The organism is Roseateles sp. GW821-FHT09H10, from assembly GCF_059415865.1.
This window is the reverse complement of record NZ_JBWKOB010000001.1, coordinates 296,845-316,331: the sequence shown is the minus strand read 5'-3', so window position 1 is coordinate 316,331 and position 19,487 is coordinate 296,845. Positions and strand designations below refer to the sequence as shown.

Below are 19,487 nucleotides of genomic sequence, written 5' to 3'. Positions count from 1 at the left end.
CGGGCTTCGGGGCATTGTCATTCACCTGAAGTAGGGCCGCTCGTGGCTCAGCAGCAGGCGCTTGGCGCTCTCGCGCCAGGCCGGCGGCGTGCGCTCGCCCAGACGCACGGTGGCCATGCTGTAGGCCTGGGCACGCAATTCCAGCGACAGGCCCTGCAGATGCTTCTCCGCGCCGGCCAGCCCCGCCGGGCTGCGCAGCGCGGCACGGAAGGCCTCCAGCTTGCGCAGCTGATCGGGCTCGATGCCGCGCAACTCGGAGGCGTCCAGCTGCGGCGCGGGCCAGCCTTCCCGCTCAGCCAATGCCAGGGCGGTCCAATAGGTCTGTGCGTCCAGGCCGTCCGAGCGCGGCAGTTCTGCCACTCGCTTGCGCAGCTCGGCCGAAGCCCCGTCGGAGGCGGCGGCCAGGCGCAGCAGGTGCGGGTTGTAGCTCAGGTCCAGCGTGGCCGCCTTGTCCGGCTCGCCACCGGCCAGCTTGAGATAGGAAGCCGGCTGGGTGATCAGCGCCCCCGCCCAGACCTGCATGCCAAAAGCGGTCTGCAGGCGGCTGACCGGGCCGATGCGCTCGGCCTCGGCGGGCAGCGGCGGCTCATTCAGCAGGCGCCGCAAGCGGTTGACCTCGACGGCCGCGAACGGCGCCAGCACGGGCTCGGCGCGCGCCAGTTCGTAGTCGCGCAGGGCCACGCGCCAGTTGGCATTGCCGGCCTCTACCCAGCCCGTGCCATAGGCCAGCCAGGGATGCTGGGGAAAGCGCTGCTGGCCCGCCAGCAGCGCCGCATCACGCTGAGGTCCATCGGGCAGGCAGCGTGCGGCCAGGTAGACCGCATCGCCATCCGCATCGGGCGCAGCGGCGCGGCGGCCGAGATCGTCGCACAGCGGCTTCAGCTCGGTCGGCGCCAGCGTGTCGAAACGCTCGCGCAGCAGCTCGACCCCGCGGGGTTGGCGGGCCAGGGCCGTGGCCATCACCTTGTCGTAGGCGGCCTGCCCGCGCAGCTGGCTCAGCCAGACCATGCGCACCGGTGAGTCGAGGCGGTCCCAGCGCAGATGCAGATCGGCCAGGCGCTCGCCGGCGGCGGCGTCCTGCTTCAATAAATTCAGCTGCAGGCCCGGCACGGCGTCGGCGCCACTGTGGAGCACGCGGCGGGTCGCGCTCTGGCCCGCCTTCAGGGAGACGCTGTGCGGCGGGTCGCCGAAGAACACATCCGCGCCGCTGGACGACCAGCGCGGCGTGCCCAGCACCCGAGGCGGCAGATCCTCGGCATTGCGGCCATAGGTGTAGGTCAGCTCCACCAGCGGCGCCGCGCCGGCGATGTTGTAGACCGGCCGCCCCGGCCCCGATTCGAGCTCCACCTCGAAGCTCTCGATGACTTCGCCCTGGGCCGTCTCGGCGCTGATCTTCAGATGCGAGGCCGGCGGATGCCCCAGCGTGGCCGTGCCGTAGGGCGACAGCGTGACGCTGCTCGCCCCGACGCGCACGCGCAGCGCACGGTCCAGGCCGTTGACCACCTGCACGGTGATGTCGCCATAGCCGCCGCCAAAGCCCAGCACACCGGCAACGATGCCGCCGGCCACGACGACGCGCGCCGCTGCGGCGCCGCGGCCTTGGGCGGCCAGGAAGCGCGCCCACGGGCTGGGCCGCAGGTCGCGCGGGCGCTCGGCGCCATCGAGCAAGGTGGCATAGCTGCGCGGCACGACGGGCTGGGCCGTTCCAGGATCGGGCTGCTGGCCGGCCACGCGGACTTCGACGGCCAGCAGTTCGGCCAGCACGGCGCTGCGCAGGGCGCCGAAGGCGCCCTCGGCATGGTCCATCCAGCTGTCGACAACGGCCAGCCAGTCGCCCAGATTGCCCGCATCTGGCGGGCCCAGATTCAGCTCCCCGAGGGCCGCCGCCCAGCTTGGCGCGTCCAGCCGCCGGCAGCTGGCCTCGTCGAGCACCAGGTCGGCTGCCTCGGCATAGGCCTGGCGCAGCACGTGATGCAGGCGGCCGGCGGCCATCAGCACGCGCTCGCGGCCGGCATCGCTGACACGGCCGGTGCTTTCGACCCGCACCGTGTGCGCCAGCAGGCCGCGCAGGTCGCGCAGATTGGCGGCCGTGTGCTCCGCATAGTGGAGCTGGGCCAGCAGGCCGCGCAGCCTGGCCTCGCTGCCATCACCCAGGGCGCGGGCCAGGGCGAGATGGGTCTCGCGCACGGCCCTGTCGTGGCGGCGCAGCTCTTCCAGCAGCCGGGCGTGCTCCTGCGGCTCCTTGTCGGCATCGATGCGGCGCCAACGACGCACGGCCTCGGCCAGGCTGGCCGGGTAGAGGGCGGCCAGGCGCTGGATGCCGTCGACCGCGGCCGGCAGGTCGCCGACCAGCTCCGCCGGCGTCGCCGCATGGCGGGTGAGCGTGCGGCCCAGGTAGGCGCCGCGGTAGCGCGGCTGCAGCAGCTCGCCGCCAAAGCGATCGTCCAGCAGGGCCTGCAGGCCGGCCGCGTCCATGGCGGAGGCCGACTCGGGCATCTCGAACAGCCGGCGCGTGACCTGGGCGCGCAGCGGCCCGGCCTGCTCGAACAGCGTCCAGGCGCTGCGCTCGTCGACATCGCTGGCCTTGTAGCTGAACTTGGCACGGGCCTCGCGCTCGTGGTTGAGCGGATGGGTGCGCCACATCTGGGGCACGGCGCTGTCGGCGGTGTCGAACAGGCGGGCGCCCGCACCGGCCTGCGCCGGCACGCGGCCGTAGTTGGCGTCGTCCAGCATGCGGCCGGTGCGCTCGGCAATCGCCGCCTGCAGGGTGAACAGATCGCCCACCCATTGCGCCTTGCCCTTGCATTCGCTGGCGATGCCGGCGGCGCGGTCCCAGTCGATGTCGGCCGTCTGCAGCTTGTAGAGCGCGTGCACCAGGGCGTCGCTGCCGGTCAGCGCGACGGCGACCGCGTCGGCGCCGTATTCCATCTCGCGGCCCAGGCTGCGCTGAAGCAGCTGCACGCCGGTGAAGACGCTGTCGACCAGGCTGCGGATGGCCCAGACGATGAGGCTGAGCACCCAGCCAATCCAGGCGACGCGGAAGTCGAAGCGGCTCAAGCCCTGCAGGAAGCCGTCCAGCATGTCGCGCTGGGCGACCAGGCGCGCCGCGATCTGCTGGGCCACATAGACCCAGCGGCCCACAGCCATGGCGCGCTGCGCGAAATGGCCGAACTCATGGGCCAGCACGGCGCGCAGCTCGCTGCGGTTCAGCACATTGACCAGGCCCAGGCCGATCTCGAGATTCTTCTTGGTCGGCCACAGCAGGTTCAGCGGCGACAGGTCGTAGAACACCGCCGCGTTGACGCGGGCCGACACGAGGACGCGATGCGGGCGCGGCGCGCCCACGGCGTCGGCGATGGCGTGAAGCTCGGCGAACAGCGCCGGCTGCTCCTCGGGCTGGATCTCGACGCTGTGGTCCTCGGCGCGGCGCTGGCGGAAGAACAGCGCCTTCAGCATGAAGAGGGCCAGCAGCGCCGCGCACAGGGCCACGAGCAGGCCCCACAGGCCGTCGCTGCTGCCGGCCAGGACACTGCGGCCCAGGCGCCAGGCCGTCCAGGCGAACCAGCCGGCGAGGCCGAAGTAGGCGGCCAGGAAGCCGATCAGGGAAGCCACGGCCAACCAGGCCCTGAGCTTGTAGCTGCGCGGCGTGGGCGCGAGTTCAATGGGCGGGCGGCGCCCGCTGGCCGGTGCGGTCTGCAAGAAATTCTCCCTTCAGCGCCTGGGCTCGTCTGGCCCTTCGGCGCGTCACTTGAATTGCGGGCCGAGCGCCGGGCCGCTCCCTAGCCGGCCCGCCTTGGGCGATGTGCTTGCGGCTCAATGCCGCAAGCATCGCCGTCCCCTCGGGGGCTTCGGCCGGACACATGGCGCCCAGTGGGCGGCATGTGCCTGCCGAAGCGCTGCGGCACTGCTGCAGCGCGGTCCCGACCGGTCTCGCCCGCGTTCAGCGGCGCGAGACTGGGCGAGGGGTCAGAAGTGGATGCCTCGCATCATCTGTTGCATGGCAATCGCCTCGGGCGACAGCCCCGACTTGCCCGACTTGTCGCCCTTGGCGGCCGAGCTGTCGGGGAACATGCGGAAGGTCGTGTTCATGACGATCTGAGCGATGCGCGGCGCGACGGCATGCAGCAGCTCGCCCGAGATGCCCAGGCGGGTGGCGATGCGCACCGGCTTGTTGATGCAGGCCTGGGCGATCATGTCGCCGGCCTCTTCGGGCGCCAGCGTCGGCACATTCTTGTAGATCGCCGTGGGCGCGATCATGGGCGTGCGCACCAGCGGCATGTTGATGGTCGTGAAGGTCACGCCGGTGTCGGCGAACTCGCTGGAGGCGCAACGTGTCCAGGCATCCAGCGCGGCCTTGCTAGCCACGTAGGCGCTGAAGCGCGGCGCATTGGTCAGCACGCCGATGGAGCTGATGTTGACGACATGGCCCTTCTTCTTGGCCACCATGCCGGGCAGCAGGCCCATGGTCACGCGCAGGCAGCCGAAGTAGTTCAGGTCCATGGTCCGCTGGAAGTCATGGAAGCGGTCGTAGCTGGACTCGATGGCGCGGCGGATGGAGCGGCCGGCGTTGTTGATCAGGAAGTCGACGCCGCCAAACTCGTCGTGGCACCACTTGATCAGCTCGGCGCAGCCGGCCTCGTCGGCGATGTCGCAGGCGAAGGCATGGACCTGGGCGCCCTTGCCGGCCTTGTCCCTGATCTCCTTGACGGCCTCGTCGAGCTTGACCTGGTCACGCGCGCAGATCAGCGTGATGGCGCCGGCCTCGGCGAACTTGATGGCCGCGGCCAGGCCGATGCCCGAGGAGCCGCCGGTGACGAGCACCACCTTGCCGCCGGTCGCGCCCTTGAGGGAGCGGTCGATGAACAGGGCCGGGTCGAGGTGGCGCTCCCAGTAGTCCCACAGCCGCCAGGCGTAGTCGTTCAGGTCGGGGCAGGCGATGCCCGAGCCCTTCAGCGCGGCCTCGGTGTCGCGGCAGTCGAAGCGCGTCGGGTAGTTGATGAAGGTGAACATGTCCTCGGGCAGGCCGAGGTCCTTCATCACCGCATTGCGGATGCGGCGCACCGGCGCCAGCGCCATCAGGCCCTTCTTGACGCTCTTGGGGATGAAGCCCATCAACGCGGCGTTGATGAAGAGGTTCATCTTGGGCGCATGGGCGGCCTTGCTGAAGATGTCCAGCACGTCGCCGACGCGGTAGCCCTTGGGGTCGACGAGGTGGTAGCAGCCGTGGCCCTTGCTGACCTTGTGCGAGATGTGGTCCAGCGCCTCGACGACGAAGTCCACCGGCACGATGTTGATGCGGCCGCCTTCCAGCCCGATGCTGGGCATCCACGGCGGCAGGATCTGGCGCATGCGCTGGATCAGCTTGAAGAAGTAGTAGGGCCCGTCGATCTTGTCCATCTCGCCGGTGGTCGAGTCGCCGACGACGAGAGCGGGGCGGTAGACCGTCCAGGGGCGCTTGCACTCCTTGCGCACGATCTTCTCGCTCTCGTGCTTGGTCATGAAGTAGGGGTGATCGAGGTTCTCGGCCTCGTCGAACATGTCCTCGCGGAACACGCCTTCGTACAGGCCCGCCGCGGCGATCGAGCTGACGTGGTGCACATGGCCGGCATCGATGGCCTGCGCGAACTCCACCATGCTGCGGGTGCCCTCGATGTTGACGGCCACCTGCGACTCCTCGTCGGCGCCGAGGTCATAGACGGCGGCGAGGTGGTAGAGGTGGTCGATCTGGCCCTTCAGGCTCTTGATGACGTCGCTGGCGACGCCGAGCTTCTTGCCCGTCAGGTCGCCATAGACGGGAATCACGCGGGTCTTGCTGGCGCCCCAGTACTCGAGCAGGTCGGGCAGCTTGCCGGCGCTCTCTTCGCGCATCAGGACGTAGACCGTGCTGCCGCGACGCGCCAGCAGCTTCTTGACGAGCCGCTTGCCGATGAAGCCGGTGGCGCCAGTGACGAAATACTGCATGTGGGTCTCCTGCTTGTGGATTTGACGGGTATCGCACTGATTCTTGACCAGGGTTTGGAGCGCTTTGCTGCGCGCTTTCCCCAGGGGCCATCGTAGAGCGCACTCACTAGGAATCGGCGCGCCGACGCCAGGTGCCGCCGCTACAGTGCGTCGGCAATTCGCTAACTCGCAAGGACACCCAAATGGTCAAGAAGCTCCAGAAGATGGCTGACAAGAAGAAGGCCTCGGCCGCCACCGGCTTCCCGGCTGGCCTGCTCGATGGCGATGTGGCCAAGAACGTCAAGGACAGCGCCCAGCAGATCTGGGCCGCCGGTCTCGCCTCCTTCGCCAAGGCCCAGGGCGAAGGCTCCAAGGTCTTCGAGGCCCTCGTGTCGGAAGGACTGAAATTGCAGAAGAAGACCCAATCCGCCGCTGAGGAAAAGCTCAGCGCCGTGGCCACCAAGGTCAGCGGCATGGCCGGTGATGTCGGCGCCAAGGCCGGCCAGCACTGGGACAAGCTGGAAAGCATCTTCGAACAGCGCGTCGCCAAGGCCCTGAAGACCCTGAACGTGCCCTCCGCCGGCGACGTGCAGAGCCTGATCAAGCGCATCGACGACCTGGCCGTGTCGGCCGGCCTGAAGAAGGCGGCCCCCGCCAAGGCTGCCAAGAAGGCTGTCGTCAAGAAGGCTGCCGCCGTCAAGAAGGCCGTGGCCAAGAAGGCTCCCGCCGCCAAGAAGGCCGTCGTCAAGGCTGCAGCACCCGTGAAGGCCGCCGTCAAGGCCGTCGCCAAGAAGGCGGCTCCGGCTGCCAAGAAGGCCGCGGCCCCGGCGAAGAAGGCTGCACCGGCCAAGCGCGCTCCCGCCAAGAAGGCCGCTCCGGCAGCCGCTCCGGCCGCTGAAGCTGCCCAAGCCTAAGCACCGCTAGACCCTTCCCACCATGAGCCAACCGAAGATCGGTTTGGCCTTGGCGGGCGGAGGCCCACTGGGCGCCATCTATGAAGTTGGCGCCCTTTGTGCTTTGGAGGAGGCCGTTGGCGGCCTCGACTTCACCGCCTGCGACGGCTATATCGGCGTCAGCGCGGGCGGCTTCATCGCCGCCGGCCTGGCCAACGGCATGACGCCGCGCCAGCTCTGCGCCGCCTTCATCGAGAACACCGCCGAGGCGCCGGACCGCTTCGACCCCGCCGAGCTGCTGCAGCCGGCCTGGGCCGAGTTCGGCGAGCGCCTGCGTCTGCTGCCGAGCCTGCTGGCCGATGCGGCTCGCGAGGTGCTGCTGGAAGGCCGCTCCTTGCTGGGCGCCATCGAGCGCCTGGGCCGTGTGCTGCCCACCGGCCTGCTGAGCAGCGAACGTTTTGGCGAGGCCCTGACCCAGGTCTTCGCCCAGCCCGGCCGCAGCAACGACTTCCGCGACCTGAAGCACCGCCTGGTGCTGGTGGCCACCGACCTGGACAGCGGCGACGCCGTCCCCTTCGGCGCCGAGGGCTGGGACCATGTGCCCATCTCCCAGGCCGTGCAGGCCAGCGCCGCCCTGCCGGGGCTGTTCCCGCCGGTCGAGATCGACGGCCGCCATTACGTCGACGGCGCGCTGAAGAAAACCCTGCACGCCTCGGTGCTGCTGGACCGCGGCCTGGACCTGCTGATCTGCCTGAACCCGCTGGTGCCCTACGAGAGCAACCGCCTGTCGCCGCGCGACGCGCGCTCGCGCCGGGCGAAGAAGCTGGCCAGCAAGCTCGGCCGCCCGGCGGTGAAGGCCCTGCAGCCGCGCATCCACCGCCTGGTGGACGGCGGCCTGCCGCTGGTGCTGTCGCAGACCTTCCGCTCCCTGATCCACTCGCGCCTGGCCCTGGGGCTGAAGGGCTATGAGCTGACGCATCCGCAGACCGACATCGTGCTCTTCGAGCCCGACCCGCGCGATGCCGAGCTCTTCATGGCCAACACCTTCAGCTACCGCCAGCGCCGCCATCTGGCCGAGCACGCCTACCAGGCCACGCGCGAGCTGCTGCGCGAGCGCGCCGCCGTGCTCAAGCCCCAGTTCGAGCGCGCCGGCCTGACGCTGCGCGAGGACGTACTGGCCAGCCGCGAGGCCCGCCTGCTGGCCGCGCCCGGCGAGACACGCATCGAAGAAGCCCTGCGCAAACTGCGCGGCTCGCTGACCGTGCTGGAAGCCCGCGTCCGCTAGGCCTCGTCCTCGGTCTCTTCCAGCGTCTGCAATTCGACAAGGCGGCGGTACAGGCCGCCTTCGAGGACCATCAACTCCTCGTGCCTTCCGCGCTCCTGCAGCTGGCCGTGGTTGAGCACCAGGATCTGGTCGGCGGCGCGGATGGTGGACAGGCGGTGCGCGATGGCCACCACCGTCACGCGGCCATGCAGGGCCGCCAGCGCCTGGCCGACGAGCTGCTCGGTGGCGCTGTCGATGTTGCTGGTGGCCTCGTCCAGGAAGAGGATGCGCGGCGCGCCGGCCAGGGCTCGCGCCATGGCCAGCAGCTGCTTCTGGCCGGTGGACACGCGGGCGCCGCCCTCACCCAGCTTCGTCTCGTACCCTTGCGGCAAGGCCGTGATGAAGTCATGTGCTCGGGCGGCCTTCGCGGCGTCTTCCACGTCTTCATCCGTGATGCCCGGCCGGCCCATGGCGATGTTGTCGCGCACGCTGGCCGCCATCAGATAGGGCTCCTGCGGCACCAGGCCCACGGCGTCGCGGAAGGCGGCGTCGGGCACGCTGGCCAGCGCCTGGCCGTCGACCGTGATGCGGCCGGCCTGCGCGGTGTAGAAGCGCAGCAGCAGCGACAGCAGCGTGCTCTTGCCGCTGCCGGTGTGGCCGACGATGCCGACGAAGCTGCCGGCCGGAATGTCCACATCGATGTCGCGCAGCACCGGCCGCGCCGGGTCGTAGCCGAAGCTCAGGCCTTCGATGCGGATGCCGCCCTGGGCGATCTCTCGGCCGTCCTGGGCCGGACCGCGGTACTCGTCCTCCTCCAGCAGCGTGCGCACGCGTGAAGCCGCCACCATGGCCTGCTGCAGCTGGCCGAACTGCATGGTGATCTGGATCAGCGGCTCGACGACGCGGGCGATATAGCTGAGGAAGGCGTAGAGCAGGCCCACCTCCAGCCCCGACAGCTCGCGCCGGCCAAAGCTGTAGATGACGGTGACCAGCAGCAGCACATTCATCAGGTCCAGGGCCGGACGCAGCAGCCAGGCATTGGCGCGCAGCTCGGCGATGCGCGACAGCCGGTGCTCGGCATTGGTCGTCTCGAAACGCTGGCCAAAGCGGCCGGCCGCGCCGCTGGCCTGCAGCACGGCCATGCCGGCCATGCTCTCGGCCATCTGGGCGTTGATGTCGCTGCGCAGCTGGCGCGTGCGCGCCACCGCCGGCGCGGACAGCTTCTGGTAGCCCAGGATGATGACGACCATGGCCGGCACCAGCGTCGCCACGATGAGCATCAGCCGCCAGTCCAGGAAGGCCATGGCGACCAGGGAGCCGAAGACGACGATGGTCGAATCCAGCATCACGTACAGCACCTGGCGGTAGAGCTGGTTGACGGCCTCGGTGTCGTTGGTGACGCGGCTGACCAGCTGGCCGGTGATGGCCTTGTCGAAGAAGGCCATGGGCAGGGCCAGCACGTGGGCATAGACGCGCTCGCGCAGGCGCAGCACCGAGCGCCGCGCCACGCCGGCCATGCGCGACAGCTGGGCATAGCGGATCCAGCTGGCCGCCCAGCCCGTCCCCAGCATCAGCAGCAGCAGCGTCGCCATCTCGGCAATGTCGAACTGGCGCGGCAGCAGGTGATGGTCGATATAGCGCTTGCCGAGGATGGGGGCCAGCACTTCGAGGCCGGCGGCGGCGACCAGCCAGATGCCGCCGCGGATCAGGTGAGCGCGCTCGGGACGGGCCGACTCCATCAACAGGCCGACGCTCTGCCAGGGCTTCTCCAGCTTCTTCTCAGGCCGCATCGAGGCTCGCTTCAATTTGTTGATAGCGCCACTGGGCTGCATACCAGCCGCCGAGTTCCAGCAGCTGCTGATGCGTGCCGCGCTCGATGACATGGCCCTGCTTGAGGACGATGACCTCGTCGGCGTCCATCACCGCCGACAGGCGATGCGCGATGACGATGACACTGCGGTCGGGCCGCGCGGCGCGCAGCTCGCGCAGGTGATCCAGGATGTCCGTCTCGGTACCGGTGTCGACGGCCGACAGCGCATCGTCCAGCACCAGCAGAGGCGCGTCGCTGAGCAGCGCGCGGGCAATGGCGACGCGCTGCCGCTGGCCGCCGGACAGCGTCACGCCACGCTCGCCGACTTCGGTGGCATAGCCCTCGGGCAGGCGCGCGATGTCGTCGTGCACCGAGGCCAGGCGAGCCGCAGCCTCGATCTCGTCGCGGCTGGCGCCCGGCCGGGCCAGGGCGATGTTGTCCGCCACCGAGGCCGAGAACAGGAAGGGCTCCTGCGGCACCCAGGCGATATGGGCGCGCAAGGTGGCGAGGGGCAGGTCAGGCAGTGCAATGCCACCCAGCGTCATGCGTCCGGCCTGCGGTTCGGCCTGGCGCAGCAGCAGGCGCACCAGCGTCGACTTGCCGGCACCGGTCGCTCCGACGATGCCCAAAGTCTTGCCCGGCGCCAATGTCAGATCGACACCCTCCAGCGCCGGCCGCTTGGCACCGGGGAAACTGAAGGCCAGAGCTTCGGCGCGCAGTCCGGCACGAGCGGGCAACGCCGCCTGACCGTGGTCGGCCAGCGTCAACGGCGCATCCAGCACCGGCGCCAGCCGCGTCCAGGCCGCACGGCCGCGTTCCAGCAGGGCCAGCACCCAGCCGGCCGCGAACATCGGCCAGATCAGCTGGCCGAGATACATCGTGAAGGCGGTCAGCTGGCCGATGCTGAGCTCCTGCCGCGAGACCAGCCAGCCGCCCATCGCCAGCGCGATGGCGGTGGCGGCGCCGAGCGTCATGCCGACGGCCGGCTCGTAGGCGGCCTCCCAGCGCTGCGACCGGAAGCTCGCCTCGGCCGCGCGTTCGGCCAGGTCGCTGAACTGCTTCTCGCTGCGCGACACCAGGCCCAGGGCGCGCACCGTGCGCACGCCGGACAGGCTCTCCTGCACCTGCTGGTTCAGGTCGCCAAAACGGGTCAGCGAATCCTGGGCGGCCTGGTGCAGGTGGTTGGAGATCCACCAGAAGGCCAGGGCCATCAAGGGAAAGGGCAGCAGCGCCGCGAGACCCAGGCGCCAATCGATGCCCAGCGTCATCATGGCCAGCACCAGGACCAGCGTCTGCGTGCCGTCGAAGCCGGCCAGCATGGCCTCGCCGGCGGCCTGCTCGACGGTGTCGATGTCGTTGGTCGCCAGCGCCATCAGGTCGCCGGTGCGCTGGGACTGGAAATAGGCCGGCCCTTGCAGCGCCAGGCGCCCATAGAGCCGTGTGCGCAGCCGCGCACCGAGGTGGAAGGCGGCCTTGAACAGCGTCAGCCGCCAGCCCACGCGCAGCAAATAGATGACCAGGCCGGCGAGCACCAGCAGGCCGAGCTGCTTCAGCAGCGCATCGCCCTTGAGACCGCCGGCGACGAGGTCGTCGACGACATGGCCGACCTGGCGGGGGATCCAGACGGTCAGCGCAGCGATGCAGCTCAGCATGGCGCCGGCGGCGACGTAGGCGCGCCAGTGCTCGCGCACGAAGGCGGCGAGCATGCGGCTCAGGCTGGTCGGCGCGGGCGAAGTCGAAACGGTTGTTGGTGTCATGCGGTCGCCGGGACCCTAACTCTGCCAGTAAATGTCTTCACGGATCTCCACGACGGCGCAGCCCTCCACCAGCTCGAACTCCAGATAACCCGCATGCTCGGAAAACACGGCGGCCTGGCTGGCCAGGGGCCTGACCACGACGAAGGCCGCCTGGATCTTGTGCGTGCAACCGAAGGGGTAGCGGACCTCGACGAAACGCTCCGGCGAGAAGTCGTAGGCGCTCAGTCCGCGCGCCAGCAGTTCGGCCTCGGACCGCCCCACCTTCAGCGCGACCTCGGCCACCCAGTCGTGCAGCACCTCCTTCCAGGGCCGCAGGGGTTTCAGGGTCATTTCAGGATTCATCTGTTCTTCTCCCTTCGTGCCGCCAGCCACAAGCCCGCCCACGTCAGCAGGCCGTTCAGCAGCAGCAGTTCCAGACCGATCTGATACCCGCCCCAAGGCTGCCCGAAATCCAGCACCGCGCACAGCAGCGGCGCGGCGATGCAGACCCCGATCAAGGCGCCGGCCGGCAGCGCCCGCGGCGTGAACATCGCGAACGCGAACAGGCCCAGCAAGGGCCCATAGGTGTAGCCGGCCAGCTTGAGGATCAGGAAGATCATGCTGGGGTTGTCCAGCGCCTTGAATCCCAACACCAGGGCCAGGAAGAGCAGCGCGAACCCGAGGTGCACCCGCCGCCGCGTGCGCGTGTCTTCCTTGCCGATGCGCAGCAGGTCCAGGCAGGTGCTGGCCGTCAGCGCGGTCAGCGCGCCGTCGGCGCTGGGCAGCAGGGCCGACACCAGGGCCAGCACGAACACGATCTGCACCCAGGCCGGCAGGTATTGCATGACGACGGCGGGGAACAGGGCGTCGCCTGTCACCGCGAGGCCATGTTCGCGCGCGAACAGCGTCAGCAGCCCGCCCAGCAGCAGGAAGGCCGCCACGACGACCAGCATCAGCACGGCCAGCACCAGCACATTCTTCTGCGCGTCGCGCAGCCGGGCCACCGACAGGCTCTTCTGCATCATCTCCTGGTCCAGGCCCGTCATCGCGATGGCGATGAACATGCCGGCCAGCAGGGCCTTCAACGAGAAGTCGCGGCTCAGCGGATCGCCGACCCAGACGCGGCTCAGGCCGGCGGCCTCGAACTGGGCGAAGGCGTCGAAGCGCCACAGCAGCACGAGGCACACGACGAGGCCGGCCAGCATGCCGGCGGTCTGCAGGGTGTCGGTCCACACCAGGGCCTTCACACCGCCCTCCACCGTGTAGAGCAGGATCATGGCCAGCACGACGGCCGCGCCCAGCGCGAAGGGCACGCCCAAGGGCGCCAGGATCAGCGTGTGCAGCACCTGCACGACGAGGTAGAGACGCGCGGTCGCGCCCAGGGTGCGGCTCAGCACGAAGTAGGCCGAGCCCAGGCGCTGGGCCGCCGGGCCCAGCCGGTCTCCGAGCAAACCGTAGATCGACGCCAGCTTGAGGCGGTGATAGGCCGGCAGCAGCAGCCCGGCGATGACGGCATAACCCGCCACCTGACCGAGGGCGATCTGCAGATAGGTGAAGCCGTTGGCACCGACGGAGCCCGGCACGCTGATGAAAGTGACGCCGGAGAGCGACGTCCCGATCATTCCGAAGGCGACGACCGGCCAGGGACTTTCCCTCCCCCCCACATAGAAACCCTCAGCCCCGGAACCGTGCGAGACGCACCGCGCCAGCGCGAGCAGCAGGGCGAAATACGTGAGAACCCCGATCAAAAGCAGTGCAGGCGACATGGGCCGGGATGATGCCGCAGAGCATCCCCCTGAATGCGGTGGATCAATTCGTCACGAAGCATCAATACGATGCGCCCCGTTTCCGGCAATTTTTACCAACCAGTCATGCGGATCAAACCTCTGGTGTCTCTTCTCGCTGCGGCCTTTGCTGCCCCGGCCGTGCTGGCCTCGCCCAGCGGCGTCGTCATCAGCCAGGTCTATGGCGGCGGCGGCAACAGCGGTGCGGTCTACAAGCAGGACTTCATCGAGCTGTTCAACGCCGGAGCGACACCCGTCCTGATCGGCGGCTGGTCGGTGCAATATGCCTCCGCCACGGGCACCAGCTGGGCCCTCACGCAGGTTCCGGCCGGCGTGACGCTGCAGCCCGGCCAGTACTACCTGTTCCGCCAGGCGGCCGGCACCGGCGGCACGACCGACGTGGTGGGCGACACCACCGGCACGCTGGCCCTGTCGGGCACCACCGGCAAGGTCGCGCTCGTGAAGAGCACGACGGCCCTGACCGGCGCCGCGCCGACGGGCTATGAGGACCTGATTTCCTGGGGCCCGACGGGCACCGGCGCCGAAGGTGCAGCCCCGGCTCCCATCCTGACCAACACAACCGCCAATCTGCGCGCCGCCAACGGCTGCACGGACAGCAACAACAACGGCGCCGACTTCGCCGCCGGCACCCCGGCGCCGCGCAACACCGGCAGCGCGTTCAACGTCTGCGGCGGTGGCGGCCCCGTCAACCAGCCCATCGTGCCGAGCTGCCCCGACCAGGCGGCCGTGTCCGGCACGGCGACCAGCTTCAGCGTGAGCGCCGTCGACAGCGACAGCCGCGTCAATGCCGTCAGCGTCGTCGGCAACCTGCCCGCGGGCGTGACCCTGGGCGGCTTTGTCGGCGCCAGCGCCGATGGCCAGCCGGCCACCCAGCAGCTCAACCTCGACAACACGCTGGCTGCCGGCACCTACAACCTCAGCCTGAAGTGGGACAACGACGAAGCCCAGACGGCGAGCTGCACGTTCAAGCTGTCGGTCAGCGGCGTCGTCAAGATCCCGGCCATCCAGGGCTCGGGCGCCAAGAGCGCCATGGACGGCACGACCGTCACGACCGGCGGCATCGTCACCAAGCTGATCAACAACGGCTTCTACCTGCAGGACGCGGATGGCGACGGCGACGCCGCCACCTCCGACGGCATCTTCGTCTTCACGAGCACGGCCCCCACGGTCGCCGTCGGCGACAAGGTCACCGTGTCGGCCAAGGTGCAGGAGTACTCGATCTCCACCAGCGCGGCCAGCCAGGCCAATCCGCTGACCGAGCTGAGCAGCGTCACCAACGTGACCGTGCTGAGCAGCGGCAACTCCCTGCCCCTGCCCGTGCAGATCAGCCTGGCCACGCTGGCCGCCCAGTCCGACATGGAGCGCTATGAGGGCATGCTGGTCCAGATCACCGACGAGCTGACGGTCAACCAGACCAACTTCGTCGGCACCTGGGGCCAGCTCACCGTGTCGGCCGGCGGCCGCACGCTGAACCCGACCAATGTGCTGCGCCCCGGCGCCGCCGCCCTGGCCCTGCAGGCCGCCAACCTGGCCCGCAGCGTCGTGCTGGACGACAGCAGCGCCACCAAGTTCCCCAACCCGACACCCTACCTCTGGCAGGACGACACCGTGCGTGCCGGCGACACGCTGAGCGGCGTGACCGGCGTGGTCGACTTCGGTCCGTCGACCGATTCGACCACCGGCCCGCTGTCCTACAAGATCCACCCGACCGCGGCCCCGGTGTTCGCGCGCACTATCGCCCGCCCGCTGACCCCGCCGGCCGTGGGCGGCAATGTCCGCGTGGCCAGCGCCAATGTGCTGAACTTCTTCACCACCTTCACCGACGGCGGCTTCGTGCCGGGTGGCAGCTCGACCTGCCAGGTGGGCTGCCGCGGCGCCGACAACCTGAACGAGTTCAACCGCCAGCGCACCAAGATCGTCGCCGCGCTGTCTGGCCTGAACGCCGATGTCGTCGGCCTGATGGAGATCCAGAACAACGGCAACTTCGCCGTGCAGAACCTGGTCGATGGCCTGAACGCGGTGATGGGCGCCGGCACCTACGCGCCCGTGCCCCTGCCCACCGTCATCTCATCGGGCGGCTCGGGCACCGGCACCGATGCCATCCGCGTCGCGATGATCTACAAGCCGGGCAAGGTCGCGCTGACCGGCGCGTCGATGGCCGACACCGATTCCGTCAACAACCGCCCGACCTTCGCGCAAGGCTTCGTGATGCCCAACGGCGAGAAGTTCGCCGTCGCCGTCAACCACCTGAAGTCCAAGGGCAGCTGCGGTGGCGGCGCCGGCAACACGGACAGCGGCGACCTGCAGGGCTGCTGGAACCTGCAGCGCCAGCAGCAGGCCCAGCGCCTGCTGGCCTGGCTGCCCACCGTCACGGCCACGGCCGGTACCGACCGCATCATCATGCTGGGCGACTTCAACGCCTATGCCAAGGAAGACCCCATCCATCTGCTGACCAGCAATGGCATCGTCGACCTGGTCAGCATGTTCGATGCGGCCGACTACAGCTATGTCTTCGACGCCAACGCCGGCCGCCTCGACCATGGCCTGGGCACGCCGGCCATCGCCGCCAAGGTGACGGGCGCGACCAGCTGGCACATCAATGCCGATGAGCCGGAATGGACCGACTACAACACCAACGACAAGGCCGCGGGCAACGACTGGTACAAGCCCAACCAGTTCCGCGCGTCCGACCATGACCCGATGCTGATCGGGCTGGACCTGACCAAGGACTTCATGGGCACCAACGGCAACGACGTCATCGTCGGCACCGATGGCGACGACATCATCGAGGGCGGCCTGGGCCGCGACACGATGACCGGCAAGGGTGGCAAGAACCAGTTCGTGTACCGCAACATGCTGGACGCTGGCGACACCATCACCGACTTCGTTCCTGGCAAGGACACGCTGGTCCTGACCAAGTTGCTCTCGTCGCTGAGCATCGCCACCGCCAACCCGCTGGCCAGCGGCCATGTGAGCTGCACGGCAGCCGGCGCCAATGCCATCGTCAATGTCGATCCGGACGGCACTGCCGGTCCGCAGCGCGCCCGTCCGCTGGCGCAGCTGAACAATGTCTCGTGCGCTGCACTGATGTCGGCCACCAACTTCAAGTTCTGACCCGAGGAAGTCCCGTCATGATCCGCAAAACCCTTCTCGCCGCCGCGATTGGCGCTTCCTCCCTGGCCGCCCAGGCTGGCACCGTCGTCGTGCAATTCACCAGCGACGCCTTTGACGGCGGCACGCTGCTCGGGCAGACCTTCGCCGGCAGCTTCAGCTTCGACGACAGCACGCTGAACGCCAGCACCTTCAGCCTCCCGCTGCAGAGCCTGAGCTTCACGCTGAACGGTCAGAGCTTCACCCTGGCGCAGGAAGCCACCAATGCCGCCAACGTGACGTTCAGCGGCGGCAGCGTCAGTGGCCTGAACGCCTCGTTCACCGGCGCCATGAACGTGGACTTGAACGATGGCTTCGGTGCGCCCTATGCGTTCTATCAAACCAGCGCCAGCAGCTTCGGTTCGGCCAACCTGAGCTTCACGACCGCGCCGGTGCCGGAACCCGAAACCTATGCCCTGATGCTCGGCGGCCTGGGCGTCGTCGGCTTCCTGGCGCGTCGCCGCAAGGCAGCCTGAGCGTCATCCGCTTCGGCTCGACGGCCCGCCTTGGCGGGCCGTTTTTCTTTGCAGCCCAGGGGCAGGTATTCGGGCCGAGCGCCGGGCCGCTCCCTAGCCGGCCCGCCAGGGCGATGTGCTCGCGGCTCAACGCCGCGAGCATCGCCGTCCCCTCGGGGGACCGACTGGGCTCGCCCGCGTTCAGCGGCGCGTGACCGGGCGAGGGGTCAATACGTTCTGCCGCCCTTGAACTGGGCGTGCTGGCGGCGCTGCAGCGTGGTGCTGCGGCTCATGGCCTCGAAGCTGACGCGCGCATGGGCATGCATGATGGCGATGCCCAGCGCATCGGCCGCGTCCTTGCCGGGCACGCCGGGCAGGTTCAGCAGGCGCTGCACCATGGCCTGGATCTGCTCCTTCTTGGCCTGGCCATGGCCGACGATGGCCTTCTTCATCTGCGTGGCCGTGTACTCGCTGACCAGCAGCTCGGCCGACACCAGCGCCGCCAGCGCCGCGCCGCGCGCCTGGCCCAGCAGCAGCGTGGACTGCGGGTTGACGTTGACGAAGACGATCTCGACGGCCGCGCACTGCGGCTGGTAGCGCGTGATGACCTCGCGGATGCCGTCGAACAGGATCTTCAGCCGTGCCGGCAGGTCGCCGACCTCGACACCATGGGTCTTGATGGTGCCGCTGGCGACATAGGCCAGGCGCGGGCCTTCGGCGTCGATGACACCGAACCCCGTTGTCTGGAGTCCGGGGTCAATGCCGAGAATCCTCATCAGCGAGACCCCAGCGGCAACTGGAAATACCAGCGCACCGAATGGAAGAGCACCGGTGCCGCAAAGCACAGCACGGCGATGCGATCGAGCAGGCCGACCGCGCCCGTGATGGAGCTGCGGTTGCCCCAGTAGCGCACGCCGGCGTCCTTCTTCAGCGCCTTCATGACGAGGCCGCCGAAGCCGGCCGAAGCGGCCGTCACGAAGGCCATGGCCAGGGCCTGGCCGGCCTTGAAGGGCGTGATCCAGAACAGCAGCCCGCCAGCCAGGGTGCCAGTCAGCGTGCCTATCCACCAGGCGCGCATCGAGAAGCTGCGGCTGATGCGGCGCGCGACGGGGCGGCGGCGCATCGTGCGGGTGGCGATCTCCTGGGCGATCTGCGAGGCCGCGACGACCATGACGAGGAAGAACAACAGGAAGGCGCCGCGGCCGGTGTAGCCGGGAAAGTCGAGCAGCAGCAGGGCCGGCGCATGCGACAGGCCGTAGACGCAGACCATGACGCCCCACTGGATCTTGGCATTGCGTTCCAGGAAGCGGCGCGGGTCGTCGGCCAGCGCGCTGACGATGGGCAGCACCAGGAAGCCATAGACCGGGATGAAGACCGTGAACAGGTCGAAGAAGCGCGTGCCGCAGGCCATGTACTGCAGGGGCAGCAGGCCGAAGAAGGCGACGATGAGGGTGCGGTGATCGCTGCGCTCGGTGTGCACCAGGGTGATGAACTCGCGCAGGGCCAGGAAGGAGAACAGCGCGAACAGCAGCGTCGCGCCGAGCGGCCCGGAGATCCAGGCCACCCAGAACATGGAGCCTCCGATCCAGGCCGCGCGCAGGTCGCGGCGCACCCGCTCCCAGGTGAGCTCGGACTGGCGCTTGGCATCCTCGTCCTCGCGCTCGCGCAGGGAGTTCAGGAACAGGCCGACTGTCAGCAGCAGCAGGAAGCCGAACAGCACGACGAAGAGCAGGGCCACCTGCTCGCTGGCGGTCAAGGCCTTGAGCCAGCGCATCAGTCGCTCCCCTCGAGGCGCGCGACCCATTCGGGATCGGGGCGCTGCTCCATGACGGCCTCGCGGGCGCGGCACAGGAAATCGGCCTTGGTTTCGCCGGCGCGCAACTGGATGGGCTCGCCAAAGGTCACCGTGCACAGGATGGGCACAGGCACGACCTCGCCCTTGGGCATGACGCGCTGCACGTTGTCGATCCAGGTCGGGATCAGCTGCACATTGGGGAACTGCTCGGCCAGGTGATAGATGCCGCTCTTGAAGGGCTGGGGGTTGCCCTTGCTGGAGCGCGTGCCCTCGGGAAAGATGACCAGGGAGTCGCCCTTGGCCAGCGCCTCGACGAGAGGCTCGAGCGGGTCCTCGTCCGGGTTGGCGCGGGTGCGGCTGACGTAGATGGCGTTGAAGACCTCGGTCGTCAGCCAGCGCCTGAACGCACTTTTCGTCCAGTAGTCGCGCGCCGCGATGGCGCGGGTCTGGGCCCGCAGCTCATGCGGGAAGGCCGCCCAGATCAGCACGAGATCGAAGTGGCTCTGGTGGTTGGCGATGTAGATGCGCTGCTCCGCCGTCGGCGGGCAGCCCTTCCAGTGGCCCTGTGCACCCGTGATGAGACGGGCAATGAAGGAGAGCAACTGGCCGGTGAAAGCGGCTGGCGTCATGGGGCGGGAT

At 69.1% G+C, this 19,487-nt stretch carries 13 protein-coding genes; 4 read left to right on the top strand and 9 right to left on the bottom strand.

The features are described from left to right. Nucleotides 1-21: 21 nt before the first annotated feature. Nucleotides 22-3,699 carry a M48 family metalloprotease gene (locus tag AC07OY_RS01300; RefSeq protein WP_495040723.1) on the bottom strand — a complete coding sequence of 1,226 codons (3,678 nt, stop codon included), beginning with the start codon at nucleotides 3,697-3,699 and terminating at the stop codon, nucleotides 22-24. A 267-nt stretch (nucleotides 3,700-3,966) separates the two neighbouring features. After that, nucleotides 3,967-5,961, bottom strand: coding sequence for an SDR family oxidoreductase (locus AC07OY_RS01295; RefSeq protein ID WP_495040722.1), 1,995 nt, complete (start codon nucleotides 5,959-5,961; stop codon nucleotides 3,967-3,969). Between the two features lie 182 nt (nucleotides 5,962-6,143). On the opposite strand from AC07OY_RS01295, the gene AC07OY_RS01290 reads away from it, so the two are divergent. Together AC07OY_RS01290 and AC07OY_RS01285 are read left to right on the top strand one after the other, a co-directional pair. Next, nucleotides 6,144-6,854, top strand: a complete 711-nt coding sequence (locus AC07OY_RS01290; protein WP_495040721.1) for a phasin family protein — start codon at nucleotides 6,144-6,146, stop codon at nucleotides 6,852-6,854. A 22-nt stretch (nucleotides 6,855-6,876) separates the two neighbouring features. Further along, complete coding sequence (locus tag AC07OY_RS01285) at nucleotides 6,877-8,118, top strand: patatin-like phospholipase family protein (RefSeq protein WP_495040720.1); 1,242 nt, start codon at nucleotides 6,877-6,879, stop codon at nucleotides 8,116-8,118. Here AC07OY_RS01285 and AC07OY_RS01280 read toward each other — a convergent pair. Genes AC07OY_RS01280 through AC07OY_RS01265 form a run of 4 tightly spaced genes read right to left on the bottom strand, consistent with a single transcriptional unit; the run spans nucleotide 8,115 to nucleotide 13,409 of the window. Beyond that, nucleotides 8,115-9,887 (bottom strand): ABC transporter ATP-binding protein, encoded by a 1,773-nt coding sequence (locus tag AC07OY_RS01280; protein ID WP_495040719.1) that lies wholly within the window; start codon nucleotides 9,885-9,887, stop codon nucleotides 8,115-8,117. The genes AC07OY_RS01285 and AC07OY_RS01280 overlap by 4 nt on opposite strands. Beyond that, nucleotides 9,877-11,664 (bottom strand): ABC transporter ATP-binding protein, encoded by a 1,788-nt coding sequence (locus tag AC07OY_RS01275; RefSeq protein WP_495040718.1) that lies wholly within the window; start codon nucleotides 11,662-11,664, stop codon nucleotides 9,877-9,879. Before AC07OY_RS01275 ends, AC07OY_RS01280 begins: the two co-directional genes overlap by 11 nt. A 15-nt stretch (nucleotides 11,665-11,679) precedes the next feature. Further along, a complete protein-coding gene (locus AC07OY_RS01270; RefSeq protein ID WP_495040717.1) occupies nucleotides 11,680-11,994 on the bottom strand; it encodes a hypothetical protein in 315 nt (104 codons plus the stop codon). Nucleotides 11,995-12,002: 8 nt separating this feature from the next. Beyond that, the gene (locus AC07OY_RS01265) at nucleotides 12,003-13,409 is read right to left on the bottom strand and encodes a sodium:solute symporter (protein ID WP_495040716.1); all 1,407 of its coding nucleotides are present in this window, start codon (nucleotides 13,407-13,409) and stop codon (nucleotides 12,003-12,005) included. Nucleotides 13,410-13,514: 105 nt separating this feature from the next. On the opposite strand from AC07OY_RS01265, the gene AC07OY_RS01260 reads away from it, so the two are divergent. Both AC07OY_RS01260 and AC07OY_RS01255 read left to right on the top strand, forming a co-directional pair. Beyond that, nucleotides 13,515-16,562: an ExeM/NucH family extracellular endonuclease gene (locus AC07OY_RS01260; protein ID WP_495040715.1), complete on the top strand. Its 3,048-nt coding sequence runs from the start codon at nucleotides 13,515-13,517 to the stop codon at nucleotides 16,560-16,562. A gap of 17 nt (nucleotides 16,563-16,579) precedes the next feature. Continuing rightward, complete coding sequence (locus AC07OY_RS01255; RefSeq protein ID WP_495040714.1) at nucleotides 16,580-17,074, top strand: PEP-CTERM sorting domain-containing protein; 495 nt, start codon at nucleotides 16,580-16,582, stop codon at nucleotides 17,072-17,074. A gap of 206 nt (nucleotides 17,075-17,280) precedes the next feature. Here the strand turns inward: AC07OY_RS01255 and ruvC are convergent, their stop codons facing one another. From ruvC to AC07OY_RS01240, 3 genes are read right to left on the bottom strand one after another with little or no spacing between them, the layout of a single operon-like run. Continuing rightward, entirely contained in the window at nucleotides 17,281-17,829 is a 549-nt protein-coding gene (gene ruvC, locus AC07OY_RS01250) for a crossover junction endodeoxyribonuclease RuvC (protein ID WP_495040713.1), read from the bottom strand. Next, nucleotides 17,829-18,827: a phosphatidate cytidylyltransferase gene (locus tag AC07OY_RS01245; RefSeq protein WP_495040712.1), complete on the bottom strand. Its 999-nt coding sequence runs from the start codon at nucleotides 18,825-18,827 to the stop codon at nucleotides 17,829-17,831. Before AC07OY_RS01245 ends, ruvC begins: the two co-directional genes overlap by 1 nt. Next, nucleotides 18,827-19,477, bottom strand: coding sequence for a lysophospholipid acyltransferase family protein (locus AC07OY_RS01240; RefSeq protein WP_495040711.1), 651 nt, complete (start codon nucleotides 19,475-19,477; stop codon nucleotides 18,827-18,829). Before AC07OY_RS01240 ends, AC07OY_RS01245 begins: the two co-directional genes overlap by 1 nt. Between the last annotated feature and the right edge of the window lie 10 nt (nucleotides 19,478-19,487).

Coding starts and splice junctions, on each gene's coding strand:
- AC07OY_RS01280 (WP_495040719.1), bottom strand. CDS start 9,887: ATGCGGCCTGAGAAGAAGCTGGAGAAGCCCTGGCAGAGCGTCGGCCTG.
- AC07OY_RS01245 (WP_495040712.1), bottom strand. CDS start 18,827: ATGCGCTGGCTCAAGGCCTTGACCGCCAGCGAGCAGGTGGCCCTGCTC.
- AC07OY_RS01270 (WP_495040717.1), bottom strand. CDS start 11,994: ATGACCCTGAAACCCCTGCGGCCCTGGAAGGAGGTGCTGCACGACTGG.
- AC07OY_RS01295 (WP_495040722.1), bottom strand. CDS start 5,961: ATGCAGTATTTCGTCACTGGCGCCACCGGCTTCATCGGCAAGCGGCTC.
- ruvC (WP_495040713.1), bottom strand. CDS start 17,829: ATGAGGATTCTCGGCATTGACCCCGGACTCCAGACAACGGGGTTCGGT.
- AC07OY_RS01290 (WP_495040721.1), top strand. CDS start 6,144: ATGGTCAAGAAGCTCCAGAAGATGGCTGACAAGAAGAAGGCCTCGGCC.
- AC07OY_RS01285 (WP_495040720.1), top strand. CDS start 6,877: ATGAGCCAACCGAAGATCGGTTTGGCCTTGGCGGGCGGAGGCCCACTG.
- AC07OY_RS01265 (WP_495040716.1), bottom strand. CDS start 13,409: ATGTCGCCTGCACTGCTTTTGATCGGGGTTCTCACGTATTTCGCCCTG.
- AC07OY_RS01275 (WP_495040718.1), bottom strand. CDS start 11,664: ATGACACCAACAACCGTTTCGACTTCGCCCGCGCCGACCAGCCTGAGC.
- AC07OY_RS01240 (WP_495040711.1), bottom strand. CDS start 19,477: ATGACGCCAGCCGCTTTCACCGGCCAGTTGCTCTCCTTCATTGCCCGT.
- AC07OY_RS01255 (WP_495040714.1), top strand. CDS start 16,580: ATGATCCGCAAAACCCTTCTCGCCGCCGCGATTGGCGCTTCCTCCCTG.
- AC07OY_RS01260 (WP_495040715.1), top strand. CDS start 13,515: ATGCGGATCAAACCTCTGGTGTCTCTTCTCGCTGCGGCCTTTGCTGCC.